Source organism: Acinetobacter variabilis (genome assembly GCF_000369625.1).
GTDB classification, from domain to species: domain Bacteria; phylum Pseudomonadota; class Gammaproteobacteria; order Pseudomonadales; family Moraxellaceae; genus Acinetobacter; species Acinetobacter variabilis.
This window is the reverse complement of the sequence record NZ_KB850113.1, coordinates 1,188,218-1,203,877: the sequence shown is the minus strand read 5'-3', so window position 1 is coordinate 1,203,877 and position 15,660 is coordinate 1,188,218. Positions and strand designations below refer to the sequence as shown.

Below are 15,660 nucleotides of genomic sequence, written 5' to 3'. Positions count from 1 at the left end.
TTTCATATGTTAGTGTATTTCGACGCAGAAAATGTAACAAATTATGCCCAAAAGAATGTGAAGATCTACCTCCATATTTAATGTGTTTATTTGCCAATTTGTAAAATGAGAAATAAATAAGGATCAAATTGAGCAGAAAAAATCCAAAACTGAAGATTTTATTTATATTTATTAACAAACAGCGGTGACATCGCTGCATCTAAGCACTGACTTACTGAATAATGATGTTCATTGACCCAGAGAATCGTTAAACTAGGCGCAATTTTTTGATTTCGCTGTGCTAAATCACTGTTTAGTCACAGCCTTATGTTTGAGATTTTTTAGAAAATGAAAGAATCGTTACGTTTACGATTAGACCAACTCTCTGACCGTCATGAAGAATTGACTGCGTTATTGGCAGATGTTGAAGTGATTTCGGACAACAAGCGTTTTCGCCAGTTATCACGTGAGCATAATGATTTAACCGAGATTACCAGCGTTTGGACCAAGTACAAACAGGCTGAAGAAGATATTGAAACTGCGCAAGCCATGCTGTCTGATCCTGACTTTAAGGAAATGGCGCAGGAAGAGATCAAGGAAAATAAAGCTCTGATCGAACAGCTTGAAGCTGAACTAAATATCCTGATGATCCCAAAAGATCCGAATGATGCTAACTCTGCTTATTTGGAAATCCGTGCCGGAACTGGTGGTGATGAAGCGGCAATCTTCTCAGGTGATTTATTCCGTATGTATAGCAAGTATGCGGAATCTCAAGGCTGGCGTATTGAAATCCTGTCTGAAAATGAAGGTGAGCATGGTGGCTATAAAGAAGTCATCTGCCTGGTGAATGGTGAAGGCGTTTATGGTCGCCTGAAATTTGAAAGTGGGGTGCATCGTGTACAACGTGTACCTGCGACAGAGTCGCAAGGTCGTGTACATACCTCAGCGTGTACGGTAGCGATTCTTCCAGAAGTGGATGTAGATACATCAGTCGACATTAATCCGGCTGACTTGCGTATCGACACTTACCGCGCATCAGGTGCCGGTGGTCAGCACATTAACAAAACTGACTCTGCGGTGCGTATTACGCACATTCCAACCGGTACGGTGGTGGAATGTCAGGATGAACGTTCACAGCATAAAAACAAAGCCAAAGCGATGGCCTTGTTGGTTTCACGTCTGGAAAATGCCAAACGTGCCGCAGCAGATGCAGCGACTTCTGAAATGCGCCGTGACCTAGTCGGTTCGGGTGACCGTTCAGAACGTATTCGCACTTATAACTATCCACAAGGCCGTATGACTGATCACCGTATTAACCTGACTTTATATAAGCTGGATGCTGTGATGGAAGGTGATCTGACTGAGCTATTAGACAGTCTGCATCGTGAATATCAGGCTGATCAGCTGGCCATGCTTGCACAGCAGAATGGTGGCTAATGAACATTCAAGAAGCACTGGCTTTACGTGGTGAACCTGAAAGTTATGAACGTCAGGAAAATGCCTGGCTGTTGGAACACATTACCAAGATCGATGCTTTTGATCTGGTAATGAAAAAAGACCAGCAGTTAACGCCTGAACAGGAACAGGCCTATGTCGAAAGCCTGGCAAGGATTGCTGCCGGTGAGCCATTGGCCTATGTCACAGGCTCACAACCATTCTGGACACTGGATCTTAAAGTCACCAAAGATACTTTAGTGCCACGCCCGGATACCGAAGTGCTGGTCGAAACAGTCCTGAAATTAGACTTGCCGGAAGATGCGCGAATTGTTGACTTGGGGACTGGTACAGGCGCCATTGCCTTGTCACTGGCGTCTGAGCGCCCGAACTGGTCTGTAACAGCTTCGGATATTTATGAACCTACACTGGAAGTTGCCAAATATAATGCAGAACAGCATGATTTGGATCAGGTGCAATTTATCCTTGGTTCATGGCTTAAACCATTTGGTCGGCAGTTCTTTGATGCGATTGTATCTAATCCACCGTATATTGATGCAGACGATGAGCATATGCCAGATCTGGCAACTGAGCCGGAACGTGCGCTGGTTTCAGACAAAAATGGTCTGGCTGATATTGAGATGATTATTCAGCAAGCCAAAAAACATCTGACCGTAAATGGCTGGGTTGTGCTTGAGCACGGCTATGATCAGGGCGATGCGGTTCGTCATCTGTTTACTCAAGCTGGTTATAAACAGGTCCGTACAGTGAAAGACTATGGCGGCAATGATCGGGTAACTTTAGGTCAGTGGCCGCATTAATTTCTAAAGCTTGATTTAATAAAAAAGCGGCCTAGATAGGTCGCTTTTCTAATACTTTTATTAAATAAATTATGACTTTTTAATCACATCCCGCCAACGCAGTAAGCGATTTTCAAACAACTTCATAATGCTATCGGTGATTTTGCCTAGGACTGCTAACAGGATAATCGCAATAATCACAATATCCGGACGTGAAGTTTCACGACCATCACTGAGCAGATAGCCAATCCCTTGAGTGGCAGCAATCAATTCAGCCGCAATCATAAACATCCAGGACAAACTCAGACTATTCCTTAAGCCAGTCAATATTCCTGGTGAGGCAGCAGGCAATACAATCTGCTGAACCTGTTGCCAGTATTTCAGGCGATAGACTTTTGCGACTTCAATCAGTTTACGATCCACACCCTGAATTGCAGCCACAGTATTGGTATAGGTCGGGAAGAAGCCACCAATTGCGATCAAGGTGATTTTTGAAGATTCATCAATCCCTAACCAAAGCAGGAGTAAAGGAATCCAGGCTAGACTTGGAATAGATTTAATCGCAGAAAACGTTGGTTCCAGAAAATCTTCTGCATGTCTATTTAGCCCCACTAGGATTGCAAAAATCAGCCCTAATCCACTACCAATCCCAAAGCCAAGAAAAACTCGCCAGCTACTGGTCCAAATGTGTTGCCATAAATTGCCCTCAGCCAGTTCAGTAAAGGACTGAAACAGGCTACTCGGTGCAGGCAATAAATAAGGTTCGATCACGCCATTACGGACCAGTATTTCTACCAATACAATAAAAATTACAGGCAGGGTGAGGGCCTTGATTAGCGAAATACTGCGTGGTAGCACAGTGGATTTTGGCTGTTCTTCCACGCTAAACTGGTCCGAGATGCTTTTCCGTATAGCCATTACTTAGTTACAACCTTTTTTGCATAGCGGGCATCAAATAATTGAGTCACGACCTGATTGACATTGGTTCCTTTACGAACCAGTTCTTCTTCCGTCAGGATACGACCGGCTTTTTGTAATGCACCCGTATGTTTGGTGGTTGGAATATTCTGATCTAGATTGGTACGGCTGAGTTGAAGTTTAGCGACTTCAATCGGAAGCTTGGCTTCACGTGCCAGAAGTTCAGCCAGTTTGTCGGGATTGGCTTTAGCCCATTTACGTGCCTGTTCATAAGCTCTAATCACAGCTTCAATCGCTTCCGGACTGGATTTGGCAAACTGGTCTTTTACGCTGAGTACACTATAAGAATTAAAACTGACATTGCGATACAGCAATTTGGCACCTGACTGCGCCTGCGCAGATGCCATTAAAGGATCAAGACCTGCCCAGGCATCGACCTGTTTACGCTCCAACGCAGTCTTACCATCCGGATGCTGTAAATGAACGAGCTCTACATCGCGCTTGCCCAAACCAATCGTATCTAAGGCTTGTAGGATAAATAAGAAAGGATCTGTACCTTTTGTGGCAGCAATCTTTTTACCTTTCAGATCTTTCAGTGATTTGATATTCGAATCTTTATTAACCACCAGTGCTGTCCATTCAGGCTGGCTCTGGATATAAACTGTTTTAATCGGGCTACGATTGGCACGGCTAAGCACTGCTGCTAAACCTGCAGTAGAAGCAAAATCTGTGCTACCGCTATTGAGATATTCGAGTGAACGGTTACTGCCTTGGCTAAATACCCATTTAATCTTGGTTTTTGGTAAAGCTTTTTCTAGCAGTTTCTGTTCTTTGACCACCAGACTGGTCGGTGCGTAATAGGCATAGTCCAATTTTAATTCAGATGGAATCGCTGCGTTAGCCAAGCCAGTAAAAAGAGAAATAGAAAGACCGAGTAAGGTCAGACCTGAAGTTTTTAATGTTTTTTTCATGAAAATCTCAATCTTGAATTAAATTTTTGACATTCATAGCGGTAAATTGATAAGCACACAAAAAAGAAAAAAAGATAATCAAATCAAAAAATGAAATAATTAACAGTTTTAAATATAGGTATTTGTTTTTATTTAACTTTATTAAATAAAGAATAGAAAGGTTTTGCTTAGATAAAATTTTAAAAATGGTATGGCGTAAATTGATAAGCTGTTTTTCTAATTACTCATCTTTGCAGTAGGAGGTTTTATAAATAACGAGTGCTATAAAAAAGCGATGCATCAGCATCGCTTTTTGAGTCACTATTTTATCAATCTGGATAGCTTACATTGGGTAGTCTTGCAAGCAGTCATAAACTTCGACTTGATCCAGGCTACCAGTTTCCATTGCCAGGCAAAGAGCCACGACTTTGGCGGTATCAGCAAGATATTGTTCATCTTTCAGTGCAATACCTTGTTGTAATGCAACGATGCGCTCAGCCGGAATTTCAAGCGATTTCGCAGCTTCAATGGCATCAATCTGGTTAAAGAAGTGCACAATAGCATCTTTGAGGGCAGAATCAGACGCATTCAAGATGCCTTGATTCAATTGCTCTGCATTAAGATCGGTCGAAGAAACTAAAGCCTGGGCGAAGTTTTGAACAAGATTTTGTCTAAGAACATCAGTCATCTTTAACATGGGAATACCTTCAACAAGGAAAGAGGGAAAGGGAATACAGCCAAAAGTGAAACACTAAAGATTGATTGAAAAATAAACTATATTAATAGGAAATGCAAAGCATTATGGATGACCGTTCAGTCCTCTATTTTTGGGCTGTAAGCCTTGAAAAATATAACTGTTGGGAAAATATGGATTTAAATTTATACGCTGAATTTTAATCGTTTTTAAGTCTTATTAAATATAAATTATCTAGTAGTATTTTGTCTATAGGCACCTGGACTAACCCCTGTCCATTTTTTAAAGGCGCGATGAAAAGCACTGACTTCCTGAAAGTTAAGCTGATCACTGATGTCCTGCAAACTTTGATCCGTACGGGTTAACAGTTCAATGGCTGTATCACGACGAATTTCATTTTTGAGCTGTTGATAAGTTACACCTTCATTTTTAAGACGCCGTTGCATGGTGGCTTCAGACATATTCATTTTCAAAGCAAGCTCATTTAGTTCCAGCCATTCAACCGGAGGTACTTTTAAAAGCTGTTTGCGGATCTGTGTACTTAGCGCATAAGGATTTTTAAAGCGAACTAGCAGGTTATGTGGAGTCTGCTGAATAAACTGATACCAGGAGGTCTGATCCTGTTTTACCGGGAGCTGCAAATAAGCGGCATCAAACTGGATATAGTTTTCACTGGCCTGATATTCAATCTGTTCACAAAAACGGACTTTATAATCAAAATCATCGAGTGGCGCGGCACATTTCAGTTGGATCTGATTGAGTAAAATCCGCTGTCCGCTTAACCAGCATAGCAGGGTATGAGTCAGCATTAGATAGGTTGCATAACTAAACATGCGCTTGGTCTGTTTCTGGTCATAGATCACGATATAGGCAAAGTTTTCCTCGACCATCAGTGTGCTGTGCAGATCATCCAGAATCAGATTAAAAAATTGCAGGATTTGCTGCAGAGCTTTTTCCAGCGTATCGGTCTGTAACAGCATTTTAGATAGTAATTTGAAACTGCCAAGGCGCATTGGATGGCTGTCCATGCCAAAAAATTCGTCATTCATATTATCGGCAAGTGCAGTCCATAGCGCGGCATATTGCGCCACTGACACCCGTGCTTTAGAGGAGTGAAGAATTTCTAAAGGAATGGCAGCCTTAGTTAGAATCGCAGCAATATCATAATGCTGTGCTTTGGCATTCAGCAGTGCTTCATGAACCAGATCAATTGAAATGGTTCCCTTACTATATTCCAAGGCTGGTAATTGCATAGCCAGTCAGATATCCCTTTTTTATTGTCCAAATGCATCAATCAAGATGCAACATTTGGAAATTGTACAGAATAAAATCTCTGTTTACTCTGCCTATTAAGTCGTAGCTTGTCATAAAAATAGGAACAGGACATTAACATGAAAATTCAGGGAAAAGTGATTGTGGTAACTGGTGGTGCATCAGGTCTGGGTGCAGCCACAGCGACTCATCTGGTAGAACAGGGTGTAAAAGTGATTCTGGTCGATATGAACCAGGAACAGGGCAATGCTTTACAACAGCAACTAGGTGAGCAGGCTGAATTTGTTCAACTGGATGTAACGGATGAGCAGGCGGTTGAAGCTTTCTTTAATCATGTTGAAAACAAGTATGGCCAACTCAATGGCTTGGTGAACTGTGCTGGTATTGCACCTTCTGCCAAGGTATTGGGCCGTAATGGAATTCATGAACTGGCAATGTTCCAGAAAGTGTTGAATATCAATGTAAGTGGCACATTCAATATGCTGCGTTTTGCGGCGGCTTTAATCGCTAAGTATGAGCTGCAAACCGATGAAGAAGAGCGTGGCGTGATTGTGAATACGGCTTCAGTTGCAGCCTTTGATGGTCAGATTGGTCAGACAGCTTATTCTGCGTCTAAAGGTGCGGTCGTTGCGATGACGCTGCCATTAGCACGTGAGCTGGCGCGTGAAGCGATTCGTGTCATGACCATTGCACCGGGCATTATGGAAACCCCCATGCTGAAAGGCATGCCGCAAAATGTACAAGATGCTCTGGGGCAGATGGTTCCATTTCCGCCGCGTCTGGCCAAACCTCAGGAATTTGCCCAGTTAGTGGGTCATATCTTCGAAAATAGCTATTTAAATGGTGAAGTGATTCGTCTGGATGGTGCCATCCGTATGGCTCCAAAATAAGTTCGAGTCAACGAAGCAAAATACAAAAGTCAGAGTGGGTATATTTATTCACTCTATATGGAAAATTAAAAGATAAGTAAGGGATATACGCAGTGCTTTTAAATGACGAACAGAAAATGATTCAGGAGATGATGCGGAACTATTCGCAACAAAAACTGAAACCCACTGCTGGTTTAAGGGATAAAACGGCACAATTTCCAGCACAGGAATTGAAAGAACTCGGTGAACTCGGTGCACTTGGCATGACCGTGTCTGAACAATGGGGTGGAGCAGGTCTGGACTATGTGTCGTTGGTACTGGCCCTTGAGGAAATCGCGGCTGGAGATGGAGCCATCTCGACCATTGTCAGTGTGCAGAATTCACTACCTTGCGGGATTACCCAGCGTTATGGTACAGAGGAACAAAAGCAGAAATACCTGACTAAACTGGCGACCGGTGAATGGTTAGGGTGTTTCTGCCTGACTGAACCTCAAGCCGGTTCCGATGCCAGCGCACTGGAATGTAAGGCAGAACGAGATAGTGATGAATGGGTATTAAATGGCACCAAGCAGTTTATCACCACCGGTAAGCATGCCCAGATTGCACTGGTATTTGCAGTGACAGATAAATCTGCAGGCAAAAAAGGAATCTCATGTTTCTTGGTACCTACCGATAGTCCAGGATATCGTCTCGAATCTGGAAGAAAAAATGGGGCAGCATTGTTCCGATACCGCGACCATTATTTTTGATCAATGCCGGATTCCGGCTGAGAACCTGTTAGGTCAAGAAGGTGAAGGCTACAAGATTGCCTTGTCTAATCTGGAATCTGGCCGGATCGGGATTGCGGCACAATCTGTAGGTATGGCACGAGCTGCACTGGATGCTGCCGTTGAATATGCCAATGAACGTAAATCCTTTGGTGTAGAGCTGGTACAGCATCAGGCGGTAGCGTTCCGTCTCGCAGATATGGCCACCCAGATTGAGGCTGCAAGACAACTGGTCTTACATGCAGCAACGCTTAAAGATGCAGGATTACCATGCTTAAAAGAGGCGTCCATGGCTAAACTGTTTGCTTCGACGATTGCAGAGCGAGTCTGCTCGGATGCGATTCAGATTCATGGCGGTTATGGTTATGTCTCAGATTTCCCGGTCGAACGTATTTACCGTGATGTCAGAGTGAGCCAGATTTATGAAGGTGCATCTGATATTCAGCGTTTGGTCATTGCCCGGGAAGTGAGCAAAGTTTAAAAGTCATGAAATAGCCGACTGTTCAAATCTTGCAGCTCATTTGAGGGATATGGGAATTGTGATGGTCTATAAAACATGGTCAATTATTGATTAAGCGAAAAGTGACTCAGCAGAGTGACACCTAACATGTCCTAGCAATAGGGCATGTTATATAAAACCGGCATTGCAATGGAATTCGCAGGCAGTAGACAGAACAACAAATACAACGGACACAGACATAAAGTCTGTTTATAAACGGAATAGAGGTTGTCGTGATGAAGACACTAGAACAAGCGTATCGTGAATTTAATTTTGACACTATGGTTCAACAACATCTGGCAGGAACGCCAGATGCACTCAATGCCTATACAGAATGCTGTGGACGTTTTCTGGGACAAAACCGGATCGCGTTAATCTGGGAAGGTAAAAATGGCAAGACCCAATATTGGACTTTTGAACAATTGGCCGAGGCTTCAGGACAACTGGCTCATTATATGACCTCACTGGGTTTAGAAGCAGGTGACTGTATCGCTGGTTTGCTCCCACGAACCCCAGAATTATTAATTACCATTCTAGCTACCTGGCGTATTGGTGCAATTTATCAGCCTTTATTTACCGCTTTTGAAAGCAAGGCAATCGAGCATCGTATTAATACCGCACATACCCGACTGATTATTACCAACCAGGAACAGCGTGCAAAACTAGATAATCTCGATATTCCACATATTTTAACCGTACATCAAACTCCTGAAAGTACCAATCAGGATGCTGATTTCTGGACAGAGCTCAAGAAATGTTCAACTGAATTTGAGCCGGTTCAAGGTCGTTTTAGTGACATTTTCCTGATGATGTTTACTTCAGGTACAACAGGACTGGCAAAATCAGTGCCTGTTCCGCTTAAAGCTTTACTGGCATTTAAAGGCTATATGCTGCACGCCGTAGATTTACGTGACGAAGATACTTTCTGGAATCTGGCAGATCCGGGTTGGGCTTATGGTCTGTATTATGGGATTGCAGGTCCATTAGGTTTGGGACATAGCATCATTATGGATGAACGTGCTTTTAGCGTAGACAATGCTGTTGAAATCATTAAAAAATATCGGGTAAATAACCTGACCGGTTCTCCAACCGCATTCCGGATGTTCTATGGCTTTAAGGAAAAATTTGATGCTGAGATTAGCTCGTGTTTACGTGTGGTCAGTAGTGCAGGTGAGCCATTAACGCCTGAAGTCATTCAATGGTTTAATCATGAAATGGACGTCAATATCTACGACCAGTATGGACAGACGGAACTGGGAATGGTGATTGCCAATCATCATGCGCTGGAGCATCACAAGAAAATCGGTTCCGCTGGCTTTGCCATTCCAGGACATCGTTTTGCAGTTTTAAATAAAGAGCATGAGGAAGTCGAAAAAGGCGGCATTGGGACCTTGGCTATGGACTGCTCAGCCTCACCTTTGATGTGGTTCGAAGGCTATGGCGGCAATAATCGTAAAGCCTTTGTGGGACAGTACTATTTAACGGGTGATACCGTAAAACTGAATGAGCATGGTGGAATAGATTTCATTGGTCGTGCGGATGATGTCATTACGACTTCGGGTTATCGAGTTGGACCTTTTGATGTAGAAAGTACCTTGCTGGAGTGTGAAGAGGTGTTGGAGTCCGCTGTGGTTGGAAAGCCAGATCCGGAACGTACCGAAATTGTGAAAGCCTTTGTAGTGCTTAAAGCACAATATGCCGCTAGTGAAGAACTGATGCTGAAATTGCAAAACTATGTGCGTTCCCGTTTATCTAAACATGCCTATCCGAAAGAGATCGAGTTTGTAAGTGATTTGCCTAAAACCTCTAGCGGTAAAATTCAGCGTAATCTGCTTAAACAGCAGGAAATTGTCAAGATTCAGGGTATTAAACAGGTCAGTTAATATATTCATTTAAATATAGTGAAAAGGTCGCAATTGTGGCTTTTTTATACGATTAATTTGTTTATGTTTGAATTTATCAGAGAGAATGACTGTCATTACAATGTAATACCATTCATCTTTTAAATAGAATAAATCAAAAATTTAGCCTCTTATTAAGAGGCTAAATTGAAAGTGGAATTCTTATTTACTTATAGATCAACTTTTTTGTGCTCAGCATCCGGTTCCCCAGCTTCGCCAGTTACGCCACCTTTTAGTGCCTTAAATAGCTGAGTTACTTTATTATCAGTGACATTCCAGTATTCTGCACTTTCAGCTTCAGCAATCAGTACACGTACGCTAGGATCATCTTTACCTTCAAACCAGTTTTCTGCCCATGGATTCCATAATTTTTCAATCAAAATACGGTCAGTACTGATCTGTGCATTTGCGCTGATCGATACATAAATACCATCAGAAGGTTTAGCGAAAGACAGGCCAATCTGAGTGCGACCAGTAGTGGCAGCTTTCACCAGATCATTGGTATCACGCATGATGAAATACAAGTTTTGATCTTCATTCATTTGCTCAGAATTGAGCATGGTCATCGGCTGAGAATGAATTTCCTGACTTTAGGTTACATGGCTGATCATGGTGTAACGCACATCTTTGATTAGTTCCCATAATTTTTCACGATTATTATGCTGATTTTGTTCGTTCATCTATATGCTCCATACTATTTATTGAAAGCGAGGATAATTGCTATTCCTTAAGCAGCTTAATCATATTTGATAATGGATACAGAGGGTCTCACTGAACTGATACATTTTCCTACTGAATTGCAGGCAGCAGCTACAGAAGTGCTAAACAAGCGGAAGACAGTTACAGGGTGATAAAGGAATAGAAGAACGAGATTAGCCAGAAGATGTAATACGTGAATAAATTAAGTGGCATATAGATCAAGTTAAGTGCATTCATAATATGACCATTACATATTTATCAGGACATTATCAGCTTGATACGGAGCATTTAACTGATATGCTATTTGGCGCTAGTATTGCCAAGCCATTTATTGATTTGCTGTTTATGCGCAGAGAAGTTAATTTGCTTGAGATTTATCAACATATTGAAATTTCGGTAAATGCACTTTTTGTGGCACATGCTTCTTAAAAATCTTCGAAACAAGGAACGACGTTGTCTATATCGACTATGGATGCCATATCCCCAGAGTTTGAACTCACCGATGCTGAATTGCATTTATATAGCCGCCAGATTCTCTTAGACGGTTGGGATATTGAAGCCCAGGAAAAATTGAAATTTTCCAATGTCTGTATCGTGGGATGTGGCGGGATTGGTTGTGCCTTGGCAGAACTTCTGGCTAGAGCAGGTGTAGGCAAAATTACTCTGATTGATCCTGATACCATCGAGATGAGTAATCTGCAACGACAACTGGCATTTACGCCAAATGATTTAGGCTTTTATAAGGCAGAAATACTCGCAAAAAGGCTGGCTCAGATTAATCCGAATATTCAGATTGAATATATTAATCAAGCTTTAATGACTGAAAATGCAGAAAGTATTATTGAACATCAAGATCTGGTGCTGGATGGATGTGATCAGTTCGAGACACGTTATCTGGTCAATCAGAGCTGTGTAAAACTGAATATACCTTTAATCAGTGCTTCTGCGATTGGTTTGCAAGGACAACTGTTCATGATGGATGGGGATTCAGCTTGCTATGCCTGCCTGTTTCCACCTGAACATCAGGCTGATACCAGTTTGCGTTGCGCAGACTCAGGTGTCTTGGCGACTACGCCAAATGTGATGGCGAGTTTGCAAGCTCATCATGCTTTGCTTTATTTAGGCCTAGGTAAAATGCCACTTAGACAGAAACTTCTACTTTGGGATGGTCTGAGTTTTAAACAGCGCATTTTAAGTTTCGAAAAAGATACAGATTGCCCGGTCTGTCAGGCAAGATAGGCCTGCAAAATTTAATTTTTTTGCTACACTGCATGTAATTAATTTTTCCTAAGACATTATGAAAAAAAATATCTGGTTAGATGGAATACGTTCGGTTGCCCGTATGGGTGAAACCGCGGTAGTTGCGGCGAAGGCCGGCATTAAATATGCCACTGAAAAGCCAAGTAATGCCAAACTCATGCGTGAAACATTTGAGTCTTTAGGCTCAACCTATATCAAGCTCGGTCAGTTTATTGCCAGTACGCCGTCGCTGTTTCCACGTGAATATGTGGAAGAGTTTCAGGGTTGTCTGGATCAAACACCGACCTTGCCATTCAGCTATATTCAGGAAGTATTGGCATCAGAGTTTTCTGGTCGCAATCTGGATGAAATCTTTGCCTCAATTGAAGAAGCACCACTGGCTTCTGCTTCCATTGCACAGGTACATGCGGCTAAGCTGGTTTCTGGTGAAGATGTAGTTATTAAAGTACAAAAGCCGGGTGTGGAAACAATTCTATATACCGATTTAAATGTATTGCATTGGGCGACCAAACTGCTGGAAAAAGCAGTGCCGAAAGTAAAATTTGCCTCATTGGCCGATATTGTCGAAGAAATCAAAACCCGAATGGTGCGTGAAGTCGATTTCATCGAGGAAGCACAAAATCTGGATGATTTCGTCAATTATCTGAATATCACCAATAATAAAGCAGCAACTGCTCCTAAGGTTTATCATCAATATTCAACACGTCGTGTACTGACCATGCAACGTTTATATGGCGTGCCACTGACTGATTTTGAAGTTGTGAAAAAGGTCGCTAAAGACCCATCACAGGTTCTCATCACTGCAATGAACACCTGGTTTGGCAGTCTAATGATGTGTAACAGTTTCCATGCTGATTTACACGCGGGTAATCTGATGCTGCTTGAAGATGGTCGTGTGGGCTTTATTGATTTTGGTATTGTCGGCCAGCTTAAACCAGAAGTCTGGACAGCGTGTATGGCCTTTATGGATGCCTTGCAGCATACCAATTATACCCTGATGGCAGAAAACATGCTGAAAATGGGTATGACTGCAGTTGAGATTGATACCAAAGTGCTTGCGGCTGATCTTGAACGTTTATTTAGTGGTGTGATGTTAGCTGATCCTCAGGAATTGCTGACTTCAAGCCCAGCCGATCTTAACGATATCATGATGGATATGGTAGCAGTCGGTGAACGTCATGGCATTCGCTTCCCACGTGACTTTGCTTTATTGTTCAAGCAAATGCTGTATTTTGACCGTTTTATGCGAATTCTGGCGCCGTATACAGACATCTATGCAGATCAGCGTTTGCAGATGGTCCAGACCATGGACCCAAATTTACTGTTAAAGCATTAATTTAATCCCTCCCGACCTCCCTTTAATAAAGGGAGGCTTTCATTACAAAATAATTAGAAGTGATGAAAGTCCCTCTTTATTAAGAGGGATTTAGGGAGATTATTGGTAAATATTAAATTCCGAGTTTTAAAATGGACGCAATTATTATTGAAGGCTTAAAGGTCGATACAGTAGTCGGCTGCTTTACTTGGGAGCGTCAAATCATTCAGCCTTTAATGCTGGATCTCACTATTCGTACCAAATTAGAACAAGCGGCACAGTCAGATGAACTGGAAGATACTTTGAATTATGCCGAAATCTGTGAGATTTCAGCGCGGGTGATTCAGGTCGCCCAGCCAAAATTGATCGAACATGCAGCAAAACTGGTACTAGACGCGCTTTTTGCTACCTTTGAAAGTGTAGAATCGATTATGATTACGATCCGTAAGCCTGCCATTATCGCGCAAGCTAATTCTGTAGGGATACGTCTTGAACGCCACCGCAACGATATTCGCCCTAGCACTGGCGAGTAATTGTCATCCACAGCAACATTTTCAGGCTGCCCAGCAGCGGATCAGCGAGTTGGGGAAAGTTTGGTTTTCTCCAATTTACCTCATTCCATGTCGGGATAGTATCGGGGCAGATTACTGGAATGCGGCCTGTCTCCTATACAGTGAAGTTCCTGTTCAAGATATGACAGATTTATTAAAGCAAATGGAAACGGATTCGGGGCGGGTTCGGCCATCTCATCAGATTAGCCTGGATGTCGACCTGATTGCATGGGGAAATGATTTAAGTCAGATGGAATTTAATCCCAAAAAATTACCGCTTGCACTAGACGTAAAAATCCCGATGCATGACATCTGGTCTCATTCTGCATTTGAATATGATCGCCGTCTTCAATATCCACAAGTTAAAATTTAATCTGTATCTGAAATTAATCTAATGAATTTTTCAGTTTTATGTAAGTAGGGGATCTGTATTTGCCAAAAAACTGTTATTTACTTTTTCTTTTTATAAAAAATAACTAACAACACAATAATTGCGAATAGAATGCCAAGAATAATACCTGTTTCCATAAATTACCTCTAAATAATCATTTTTACTGCTAATTTTAAAAAAATAAAGAACAATAAATATATTTTAAATTTTAATTAATTTCCCATGAAGGTAATTATATTTTAACTTGGTTTTAAATAAAATTGGCTTTGTTGCACAAAGATTTGAAATGCAAAGCGCCCCTAATTGAGCCAAATTTAAGGCGTAACTTGGGTAAGTGGTCGACCTAATTCCGTAAATCTGTTAAGGACTGCTACACGTGCATGGATCTCATTCACTTGGCTATCAAAACTCCTTGCACTGAGTTTATCTCCTAATAATTTGATGCAATGCATCTTAGTTTCAACCAAACTTCGCCGATGATAGCCTGACCATTTTTTCCATAGTGTCCTGCCTAAACGTTTAATTGTTCGAAGTAATTCATTTCGCTCTAGCGAGCTACTCTTTGTATCTTTCCATGGTTTCGCATTTTTTCTAGGTGGAATCACCGCATGCGCTTGCCGATCTGCAATGACCTGACGGCATTGCTTGGTGTCATAAGCTCCATCGGTATAAACAGAGTCAATCCGCTCATCTTGTGGAATCTGATTAAGTAAATCACCAAGCACCTGTGAATCACTGACATTATTGGTTGTAAGCTGAACTGCTCGTATTTGTAGGGTTTTAGCATCTATACCAATATGAAGTTTACGCCATTGGCGACGATATTCAGGTCCATGTTTCTTGCGTTTCCATTCGCCCTCACCTAGAAACTTCATGCCTGTAGAGTCCATGAGTAGATGCAGCCCATCGCTACTTTTTTGGTAGCTGATTACAATATCAATATGCTTTTGTCTTCTACAAAGCGTGGTGTAATCTGGAGCTATCCAATTTAATCCGCAAAGTTTAATCAGACTTTGCACAAAGCCAGTAACCATACGTAAAGACAGACGGAATAAGGATTTAATCATTAAGCAGCATTGGATGGCTGCGTCGGAGTAGGTTTGATTTCGCCCTTGTTTGCCTTTTGATGGCGCATACCATTGCGTAGCAGGATCAAACCAAATGGCAATATTTCCGCGACTCATGAGTGCTCGGTTATATGCGGGCCAATTGGTTGTGCGGTAGATTTTGTGTGCAGGCTTCTTCATTTGAAAATTATATCGCTGAAAAAGCCTTTACAGATAGGTTTGTGCAACAAAGCCCAGATAAAATAATGATAAATAAAAAATTTAAAAAAAGAGTTCTTAAAATATTTTTTCCTT

At 41.9% G+C, this 15,660-nt stretch carries 14 protein-coding genes and 2 pseudogenes; 10 read left to right on the top strand and 6 right to left on the bottom strand.

Annotated features, from left to right (window positions below):
* Positions 1-327: 327 nt before the first annotated feature.
* Both prfA and prmC read left to right on the top strand, forming a co-directional pair.
* The gene (gene prfA, locus F897_RS11465; protein ID WP_005236006.1) at positions 328-1,416 is read left to right on the top strand and encodes a peptide chain release factor 1; all 1,089 of its coding nucleotides are present in this window, start codon (positions 328-330) and stop codon (positions 1,414-1,416) included.
* On the top strand, positions 1,416-2,234 hold the full coding sequence (gene prmC, locus F897_RS11460) for a peptide chain release factor N(5)-glutamine methyltransferase (RefSeq protein WP_005236005.1): 819 nt from the start codon (positions 1,416-1,418) through the stop codon (positions 2,232-2,234). Before prfA ends, prmC begins: the two co-directional genes overlap by 1 nt.
* Positions 2,235-2,303: 69 nt before the next feature.
* Here prmC and F897_RS11455 read toward each other — a convergent pair whose 3' ends face one another.
* The 4 genes from F897_RS11455 to F897_RS11440 all read right to left on the bottom strand — a co-directional run bounded on the left by F897_RS11455 (position 2,304) and on the right by F897_RS11440 (position 6,028).
* The gene (locus F897_RS11455; protein WP_005236003.1) at positions 2,304-3,131 is read right to left on the bottom strand and encodes an ABC transporter permease; all 828 of its coding nucleotides are present in this window, start codon (positions 3,129-3,131) and stop codon (positions 2,304-2,306) included.
* Positions 3,131-4,102 (bottom strand): aliphatic sulfonate ABC transporter substrate-binding protein, encoded by a 972-nt coding sequence (locus F897_RS11450; protein WP_005236001.1) that lies wholly within the window; start codon positions 4,100-4,102, stop codon positions 3,131-3,133. Before F897_RS11450 ends, F897_RS11455 begins: the two co-directional genes overlap by 1 nt.
* 322 nt (positions 4,103-4,424) lie before the next feature.
* The gene (locus F897_RS11445; protein ID WP_005235999.1) at positions 4,425-4,778 is read right to left on the bottom strand and encodes a hypothetical protein; all 354 of its coding nucleotides are present in this window, start codon (positions 4,776-4,778) and stop codon (positions 4,425-4,427) included.
* A gap of 227 nt (positions 4,779-5,005) precedes the next feature.
* The gene (locus F897_RS11440; RefSeq protein ID WP_005235997.1) at positions 5,006-6,028 is read right to left on the bottom strand and encodes an AraC family transcriptional regulator; all 1,023 of its coding nucleotides are present in this window, start codon (positions 6,026-6,028) and stop codon (positions 5,006-5,008) included.
* A 138-nt stretch (positions 6,029-6,166) separates the two neighbouring features.
* Between F897_RS11440 and F897_RS11435 the strand changes: the two genes are divergently transcribed.
* The 3 genes and pseudogenes from F897_RS11435 (at position 6,167) to F897_RS11425 (ending at position 10,065) form a co-directional block, all read left to right on the top strand.
* A complete protein-coding gene (locus F897_RS11435; protein WP_005235995.1) occupies positions 6,167-6,937 on the top strand; it encodes a 3-hydroxyacyl-CoA dehydrogenase in 771 nt (256 codons plus the stop codon).
* Positions 6,938-7,029: 92 nt separating this feature from the next.
* Positions 7,030-8,164, top strand: a pseudogene (locus tag F897_RS11430) (acyl-CoA dehydrogenase family protein).
* Positions 8,165-8,418: 254 nt separating this feature from the next.
* A complete protein-coding gene (locus F897_RS11425) occupies positions 8,419-10,065 on the top strand; it encodes an AMP-binding protein (protein ID WP_005235989.1) in 1,647 nt (548 codons plus the stop codon).
* Positions 10,066-10,253: 188 nt separating this feature from the next.
* Here the strand turns inward: F897_RS11425 and F897_RS11420 are convergent.
* Positions 10,254-10,763 (bottom strand): annotated as a pseudogene (locus tag F897_RS11420) (pyridoxamine 5'-phosphate oxidase family protein).
* Positions 10,764-11,022: 259 nt separating this feature from the next.
* Between F897_RS11420 and F897_RS11415 the strand changes: the two are divergent.
* The 5 genes from F897_RS11415 (at position 11,023) to F897_RS11395 (ending at position 14,281) form a co-directional block, all read left to right on the top strand.
* Positions 11,023-11,211, top strand: coding sequence for a hypothetical protein (locus F897_RS11415; RefSeq protein WP_005235980.1), 189 nt, complete (start codon positions 11,023-11,025; stop codon positions 11,209-11,211).
* A 39-nt stretch (positions 11,212-11,250) separates the two neighbouring features.
* The gene (locus F897_RS11410; protein WP_034580997.1) at positions 11,251-12,021 is read left to right on the top strand and encodes a HesA/MoeB/ThiF family protein; all 771 of its coding nucleotides are present in this window, start codon (positions 11,251-11,253) and stop codon (positions 12,019-12,021) included.
* A gap of 58 nt (positions 12,022-12,079) precedes the next feature.
* Positions 12,080-13,378 (top strand): ABC1 kinase family protein, encoded by a 1,299-nt coding sequence (locus F897_RS11405; RefSeq protein ID WP_005235976.1) that lies wholly within the window; start codon positions 12,080-12,082, stop codon positions 13,376-13,378.
* Positions 13,379-13,509: 131 nt separating this feature from the next.
* Entirely contained in the window at positions 13,510-13,890 is a 381-nt protein-coding gene (folB, locus tag F897_RS11400) for a dihydroneopterin aldolase (RefSeq protein ID WP_005235974.1), read from the top strand.
* Positions 13,847-14,281: a 2-amino-4-hydroxy-6-hydroxymethyldihydropteridine diphosphokinase gene (locus F897_RS11395; RefSeq protein ID WP_005235972.1), complete on the top strand. Its 435-nt coding sequence runs from the start codon at positions 13,847-13,849 to the stop codon at positions 14,279-14,281. The genes folB and F897_RS11395 overlap by 44 nt, the downstream gene beginning before the upstream one ends.
* 332 nt (positions 14,282-14,613) lie before the next feature.
* Here F897_RS11395 and F897_RS11390 read toward each other — a convergent pair whose 3' ends face one another.
* Positions 14,614-15,546, bottom strand: a complete 933-nt coding sequence (locus tag F897_RS11390; RefSeq protein ID WP_034580993.1) for an IS5-like element ISAba12 family transposase — start codon at positions 15,544-15,546, stop codon at positions 14,614-14,616.
* Positions 15,547-15,660 lie beyond the last annotated feature (114 nt).

Bases quoted from the DNA above. Each gene is read 5' to 3' on its own strand.
- F897_RS11415 (WP_005235980.1), top strand. From the start codon at position 11,023: ATGACCATTACATATTTATCAGGACATTATCAGCTTGATACGGAGCAT.
- F897_RS11445 (WP_005235999.1), bottom strand. From the start codon at position 4,778: ATGTTAAAGATGACTGATGTTCTTAGACAAAATCTTGTTCAAAACTTC.
- F897_RS11390 (WP_034580993.1), bottom strand. From the start codon at position 15,546: ATGAAGAAGCCTGCACACAAAATCTACCGCACAACCAATTGGCCCGCA.
- F897_RS11455 (WP_005236003.1), bottom strand. From the start codon at position 3,131: ATGGCTATACGGAAAAGCATCTCGGACCAGTTTAGCGTGGAAGAACAG.
- folB (WP_005235974.1), top strand. From the start codon at position 13,510: ATGGACGCAATTATTATTGAAGGCTTAAAGGTCGATACAGTAGTCGGC.
- F897_RS11405 (WP_005235976.1), top strand. From the start codon at position 12,080: ATGAAAAAAAATATCTGGTTAGATGGAATACGTTCGGTTGCCCGTATG.
- prfA (WP_005236006.1), top strand. From the start codon at position 328: ATGAAAGAATCGTTACGTTTACGATTAGACCAACTCTCTGACCGTCAT.
- F897_RS11435 (WP_005235995.1), top strand. From the start codon at position 6,167: ATGAAAATTCAGGGAAAAGTGATTGTGGTAACTGGTGGTGCATCAGGT.
- prmC (WP_005236005.1), top strand. From the start codon at position 1,416: ATGAACATTCAAGAAGCACTGGCTTTACGTGGTGAACCTGAAAGTTAT.
- F897_RS11425 (WP_005235989.1), top strand. From the start codon at position 8,419: ATGAAGACACTAGAACAAGCGTATCGTGAATTTAATTTTGACACTATG.
- F897_RS11440 (WP_005235997.1), bottom strand. From the start codon at position 6,028: ATGCAATTACCAGCCTTGGAATATAGTAAGGGAACCATTTCAATTGAT.
- F897_RS11410 (WP_034580997.1), top strand. From the start codon at position 11,251: ATGGATGCCATATCCCCAGAGTTTGAACTCACCGATGCTGAATTGCAT.
- F897_RS11450 (WP_005236001.1), bottom strand. From the start codon at position 4,102: ATGAAAAAAACATTAAAAACTTCAGGTCTGACCTTACTCGGTCTTTCT.